This is a genomic window from Streptomyces sp. NPDC054863, assembly GCF_053610825.1.
In genome coordinates this window covers 16,929-22,847 of sequence record NZ_JBSGZD010000116.1, presented here as the reverse complement: position 1 = coordinate 22,847, position 5,919 = coordinate 16,929, and the positions used below count along the sequence as shown (strand labels likewise).

The window sequence follows — 5,919 nt, the reverse complement described above, 5'->3', positions numbered from 1 at the left end:
GGCCACCCCTCTCACGTACGTACGCCGGAAAAGAACCTCAGCCCGCGATCGCCTCGTACAGGCTGAACGCCGCCAGCGCCAGCATCAGGCACGCCGCCACCTTGGTGATCAGCCGCAGCGGCACCCGCTTCATCAGCGCCTGGCCGCCCACGATGCCGAGTCCCGCGACGGCCCACAGCGCGAGGACCGCGCCGATGCCCACGGACACCGGGTTGTCGTAGCGGGCGGCCAGCGTCGCCGTCATGATCTGCGTGATGTCGCCGAACTCGGCGACCAGGATGAGCATGAAGCCCGCTCCGGAGACCTTCCAGAAGGACTGGTCCCGCGGCGGCTTGACCTCCTCGTCGTCATCGCCCTTCCTGAACAGGAGCACCAGCGCTCCCGCCAGGAACAGCACACCCACCACCGTCTGCACGATCCACTGCGGCAGCAGGGTCAGCACGCTGCCCGCCGCGATGGCGATGCAGACGTGCACGAGGAAGGCGGCGGCGACGCCCGCGAAGACGTAGCTCGCGCGGTAGCGGGTGCCGAGCATCAGCCCGGCGAGAGCCGTCTTGTCGGGGAGTTCGGCCAGGAACACGGTCCCGAAGGTGATGGCCATGATGGTGAAGCTGATCATGGAAGGGGGTTTCCTCAATCGGTCGGGCTGTCCGAACCGAGAGACCTGGCTGTTTCCGGGGTCGCTTCGGCACGACAGCGTCATCGAAAACATACGAAAACAACTGCGGCCGAAGGTCTCGCTGGCCGACGGGAACTCTCGTCCCCCTCTGCCTCCGGGCGCCGGCTGAGCGTGCTCAGCAGTATGTCGACGGTCCGGCGAAGAGCTACTCCCCTTCTGCTCCGAACAGGGTACGGGACGACTCGGCCGGCCCCGCAGTCCGAGCTCGGCGCGGGCGCGGACGTCAGTCCCTGTGCAGCCGCCCGCGCGTCACCAGCTCCAGCGTCCCGGCCACCGCCACCGCCTGCACCGCCAGCAGCGCCACCAGTACGAACAGCTGCACCGCCCCCGCCATGACCGGCGAAGCCCCGCCGAGCAGCATCCCGACGAACGCCCCCGGCAGCGTGACGAGCCCCACGGTCCTGGTCTGGTCGAGCCCCGGCAGCAGCGCGTCCGACGCAGCGGCCCTGGCCACCTCCAGCCGCGCCTCCCGCGCCGAGAACCCCAGCGCGAGCCCCGCCTCCACCTCACCGCGCCGCGCCGTCAGCTCGTCCAGCGCGCGCCGCCCGCCCAGCACGGTCGCGGTCAGCGCGCCGCCGATGAGGATCCCGGTGACGGGGATCAGCGCGATGCCGCGCGGCGGGACGAGCCCGGTGAGCAGCAGGGCCACGACCACGGGCACCACAGAGGCCCCGACGGGCACGGCCGCCCACCACCAGGTGCCGTTACGGGTGAGACGACGGCCCGCGGTCCGTACCGCGACCCCGTACATCAGCAGCAGGAAGCCGCACAGGAGCCACCCCGAGCGCGCCACCCACCCGATGGCGAAGGCCACGACGGCGAGCTGGACGGCGGCCCGCACCCCGGCGACCGCGACCTCCCGGCCCCGCCCGCGGGAGCCGTCGCCGGACAGCCGGGCGCAGGCGAGGACGGTGACCGCGAGGACGAGGAGCACGGCGAGGACGGCACCAAGGGTGGCGTTGACGGGGAGCAGGGTGGGGGTGGACTCGGCGGTCCGGGTGAACGGGGCGGGGTGGGTGAACCCGGCGGACTGGGTGAACTGGGCCGGCTCGGCGGGCTCTGCTGCGGTCACCGGGCAACCCTAAGTACACCGGCGTGTAGGAATGGTGTCGAATCGTCAGGTTCGGTGAATGCCTCCGAACTCCTTGATCTGACGTGCTCATGTCGCCACTCTGTTACCTGGTGCACGCCTCCCGGAAACCCGGCGTCGCCACGATGGCCGGGTTGCGCGGTAGTTGACGGGACGCGCAGCTCAACTTCCCCCCACCATTCGGGAGTTCGCATGTCTCGCCACGCCGCAGCACCGTCCGCAAAGTTCTACGCGCGTCGCACGGCCGTCGCCGCGAGCGCCGCCGCGCTCGCCGTCACGGGCCTGCTCACCACCGCCCCCACGGCACTCGCCTCGCCGCCCCCGCCGGTCGACGCGGCCACCGCACGCACCTACCTGGCCGCGCTGACCGTCGGGGCGGAGGGCAGTTCGGACGGCTACAGCCGGGAGAAGTTCCCGCACTGGTCCACCCAGTCCGGCGCCTGCAACACCCGCGAGGTCGTCCTGAAACGGGACGGCAAGAACGTCGAGCAGGACACCACGTGTGCCGCGGTGAAGGGCAGTTGGTACTCGGAGTACGACGGCGCCACCTGGACGGCCGCCTCCGACGTGGACATCGACCACATGGTGCCGCTCGCCGAGGCGTGGCGCTCGGGCGCCAAGAACTGGACGACCGCCGGCCGGCAGGCCTTCGCCAACGACCTCACCCGCCCGCAGCTCATCGCGGTCACCGACAACGTGAACCAGGCCAAGGGCGACAAGGACCCGGCCGAGTGGCTGCCGTCGCGGACCGCCTACAAGTGCACGTACGCGCAGATGTGGGTGCACGTGAAGCACCACTGGAAGATGACCGTCGACCAGGCGGAGAAGTCGGCCCTGGAGGGCGTGCTCAAGAACTGCTGAACCCGCGAGCAGGGCCGCTGACCTGCCACGAAACCCTCGGGCCTGCCACCGGACCCACCACCGGCCCGCCTCCGGTCCCGAAGTCAACGCCAAGTTGACCTGAGGAACTTCCCCGCCCTCCTCCGTCGTTCCGTACCGTACGGGCTGGCCCCGCACGGGGGACGACGGAGGAGGGCACATGACCGGGCTGCGCCTGGGACCAGTACTGAGGTACGTCGACTGGGAGACCGGCGACGCCGCGACCGTCTGGGTGGAGGCGGACCGCCCCTGCACGGCGGAGGTGGTCTGCGAGGAAGGCGGCGGCGGGACCGCGGAGACCTTCCAGATAGCGGGGCACCACTACGCCCTGATCCAGGTGACCGGTCTGCGGCCGGGCCGCTCCACGCGGTACGAGGTGCGGCTCGGCGGCACCCCGGTGTGGCCGCTGCCGGATTCCGCCTTCCCCCCGAGCACCATCAACACCCCTCTCCCGCAGTCCGATTCGGCCCGGATCACCTTCGGCTCGTGCCGGTGGGCGGCTCCGGCCGAGGGTGAGAAGGACCCGGCGGGTCCGGACGCGCTGGACACCCTCGCCGCCCGGCTGGCCAAGAGCCCGGACGCTGCGTTCGCCGAGCGCCCTGACGTGCTCCTGCTGCTCGGCGACCAGGTGTACGCGGACGAGATCTCCAAGGCCACCCGCCGCTGGCTGGCCGCCCGCCGCGACCTGCGCGAACCGCCCGGCGTGGAGGTCGCGGACTACGAGGAGTACACCCGCCTCTACTACGAGTCCTGGCTCGACCCCGAGGTGCGCTGGCTGCTCTCCACCGTCCCCACCTGCATGATCTTCGACGACCACGACGTGATCGACGACTGGAACACCAGCGCCGCCTGGGTCGCCGACATGCGCGCCACCCCGTGGTGGCAGGAGCGCATCCTCAGCGGCCTGATGTCGTACTGGGTCCACCAGCACCTGGGCAACCTCTCCCCCGCCGAGCTGGCCGCCGACGAGCTGTACGCGGCGGTGCGCGCCGTTCCGGACGGCACTGACGTCCTGCGGCGGTTCGCCGCCCGCGCGGACCAGGACCCGGCCTGCGTGCGCTGGAGCTACCGGCGCGACTTCGGTTCCGTACGGCTGCTGATGGTGGACACCCGGGCGGCGCGGGTCCTGAAGGAGGGCGCGCGGGCGATGCTCGACGAGGACGAGGCGCGCTGGCTCGCCGACCAGGCGCTGGACGATTCCCGCCCGTACGACCACCTCCTGATCGGCACCTCCCTGCCGTGGCTGCTGCCGCCGCTGATCCACGACGCGGAGGGGTGGAACGCGTCACTGGCGGCGGGGACCCGGGGCAGCAGGTGGGCGCGGTTCGCGGAGGACCTGCGCAGGCGCTCGGACCTGGAGCACTGGGCGGCGTTCCCCGCGTCCTTCGACCGGCTGGCGCGGCTGATCGCGGAGGTCGGCAGCGGTGCGGGCGCCCCGGCGACGGTCTGCGTGCTGTCGGGCGACGTGCACCACGCGTACGTCGCCGAGCCGACCCGGTGGCCGGACGAGGCGCACCCCGGCACGGCCCGGGTGTTCCAGCTGACCTGCTCGCCGGTGCACAACGGCATCCCGTCGTCGATCAAGCTCGGGTTCCGCTTCGGCTGGAGCAGGACCGGGCAGCGGCTGGGGCGCCGGCTGGCGCGGCACGGGCGTCTGGCGGAGCCGCCGCTGAAATGGCGGCGGACGGGCGGACCCTGGTTCGGGAACCAGCTGATGACGCTGACCCTGCGCGGACGCTCGGCACAGCTGCGGCTGGACCAGGCGCAGCGACCGCGCGGCGGGCGACAGGGAGACGGCACGGCACGACTCGTGACGGCCATGACCACAAATCTGACACACGAATGACACAACAGGGGTAACTACCGTAAGAGAAGCGCCACTTGGGGGCGAATTCCAGACACAAGTCGAATGTTGAACTTGCAAGCACAGTGAGGCTTACCTAACCTCCTGGGAATCGCAGGTCTCTTCGGGCTGCGTCCCCATCAGGCCCTCCCCAGGCCTCACCGAAGGAGTCCCCCACTCATGAGCGCATCCCCCGCACGGCCATCGGCGCCGTCCTCCGGCTCGGCGCCATCCGCTGCCTCCGCGCAGTCGCCCCAGTCCGCCCTCTCCGCGCGGCTGACGGACTCCGGGCCGTACGCCCTCGCTCTGTTCCGCTTCGTCACCGGCCTGCTCTTCGCCTGCCACGGCGCCGCCTCGCTCTTCGGCGTGCTGGGCGGTGCGGGCGGCACCGGCGCGACCGCCGTCGCGGGCGCCTGGCCCAGTTGGTACGCGGCGGTGATCCAGCTGGTCGGCGGCGTCCTGGTGGCGCTCGGCCTGTTCACCAGGACGGCGGCGCTGATTTCGTCGGGGTCGATGGCGTACGCGTACTTCGTGGTGCACCAGCCGGAGGCGCTGTGGCCGATGCAGAACGGCGGCGAGGCGTCGGCGATGTTCTGCTGGACCTTCCTGCTGCTGGTCTTCACCGGGCCCGGCGCGGCGGCGGTCGACGGACTGCTGGCAGCGCGGCGCGGACAGCAGCCGGGTACGGAGCGGGGGAAGCAGCGGGTGGCGGCGTCCGCCTGAGCCGCTTGCGTACGGAAGGGGTGGTGGGGGCGCTCCGCTCGGCGGCCCGACCACCCTTGTCCGGCCTCCTCCCCCCCCGCCCGGCCCACTCCGCTCACATCAGGCGGTCACTTCACCTCAGGGGCTCACTTCACCTCAGGCGGTCACTTCACGCCGGTCCTGAAGTCCCCGAACGGCACCGTGAAGCAGCCGACCCGCTCGCCCGCGCCGCCCTGTTCGCGGTGCAGGACCACGGATTTGGCCGCGCCCTCGGGAAGCCCCCACGCGTGGTGCGCGGTCGCCTCGGCACCGCCGGACGCGTCGGTGGTGAGGTCGAGCCACACCTCGTTCTCCGGGTTGACCAGCTTCGGGTCCTTGACGTGCTGGTAGTGCTTCCCTGCCGCCTCGGGATCGACACCGCAGGCCTTCGCGTGCACATGCATCCCGAACGCATGGCCCGGCCCGAGCCCCTTCACCTGGACGGTGACCCTCGTACCCTTCAGGTCGGCCTTCTGCTGGACCCGTATCCAGGCACCGGCCGGCACCAGCCCCGGGTCGTACGAGACGGCCCCCGGCGGCACGAACGCCGAAGCCGGGGCGAAGCGTCCGTCGACCGTGAGGCCCTGCCCGTCTCCGCCCCTGCTGCCGCCGTCCTGGGCGTGTCCGGCAAACGAGACGTTCGTGACGTGAGTGGCGTGACTGGTGCTCTCGGCGCTCTCGGCGTAC

The 5,919-nt window shown here is 71.6% G+C and carries 6 protein-coding genes; 3 read left to right on the top strand and 3 right to left on the bottom strand.

Annotated features, from left to right (window positions below):
* Nucleotides 1-37: 37 nt before the first annotated feature.
* Both ACWGIG_RS21090 and ACWGIG_RS21085 read right to left on the bottom strand, forming a co-directional pair.
* Nucleotides 38-619: a TMEM165/GDT1 family protein gene (locus ACWGIG_RS21090; RefSeq protein WP_453323167.1), complete on the bottom strand. Its 582-nt coding sequence runs from the start codon at nt 617-619 to the stop codon at nt 38-40.
* A 283-nt stretch (nt 620-902) separates the two neighbouring features.
* Entirely contained in the window at nt 903-1,652 is a 750-nt protein-coding gene (locus ACWGIG_RS21085) for an ABC transporter permease (RefSeq protein WP_453323170.1), read from the bottom strand.
* Between the two features lie 309 nt (nt 1,653-1,961).
* On the opposite strand from ACWGIG_RS21085, the gene ACWGIG_RS21080 reads away from it, so the two are divergent.
* From ACWGIG_RS21080 to ACWGIG_RS21070, 3 genes are all read left to right on the top strand, one after another.
* Nucleotides 1,962-2,630 (top strand): HNH endonuclease family protein, encoded by a 669-nt coding sequence (locus tag ACWGIG_RS21080; protein ID WP_453323166.1) that lies wholly within the window; start codon nt 1,962-1,964, stop codon nt 2,628-2,630.
* Between the two features lie 178 nt (nt 2,631-2,808).
* The gene (locus tag ACWGIG_RS21075; protein ID WP_453323165.1) at nt 2,809-4,494 is read left to right on the top strand and encodes an alkaline phosphatase D family protein; all 1,686 of its coding nucleotides are present in this window, start codon (nt 2,809-2,811) and stop codon (nt 4,492-4,494) included.
* Nucleotides 4,495-4,671: 177 nt separating this feature from the next.
* On the top strand, nt 4,672-5,214 hold the full coding sequence (locus ACWGIG_RS21070) for a DoxX family protein (RefSeq protein WP_453323164.1): 543 nt from the start codon (nt 4,672-4,674) through the stop codon (nt 5,212-5,214).
* Nucleotides 5,215-5,357: 143 nt separating this feature from the next.
* Here ACWGIG_RS21070 and ACWGIG_RS21065 read toward each other — a convergent pair.
* A partial coding sequence (locus ACWGIG_RS21065) for a superoxide dismutase family protein (RefSeq protein WP_453323163.1) occupies nt 5,358-5,919 on the bottom strand: 562 nt, incomplete at its 5' end.

Bases quoted from the DNA above. Each gene is read 5' to 3' on its own strand.
- ACWGIG_RS21090 (WP_453323167.1), bottom strand. From the start codon at position 619: ATGATCAGCTTCACCATCATGGCCATCACCTTCGGGACCGTGTTCCTG.
- ACWGIG_RS21080 (WP_453323166.1), top strand. From the start codon at position 1,962: ATGTCTCGCCACGCCGCAGCACCGTCCGCAAAGTTCTACGCGCGTCGC.
- ACWGIG_RS21075 (WP_453323165.1), top strand. From the start codon at position 2,809: ATGACCGGGCTGCGCCTGGGACCAGTACTGAGGTACGTCGACTGGGAG.
- ACWGIG_RS21070 (WP_453323164.1), top strand. From the start codon at position 4,672: ATGAGCGCATCCCCCGCACGGCCATCGGCGCCGTCCTCCGGCTCGGCG.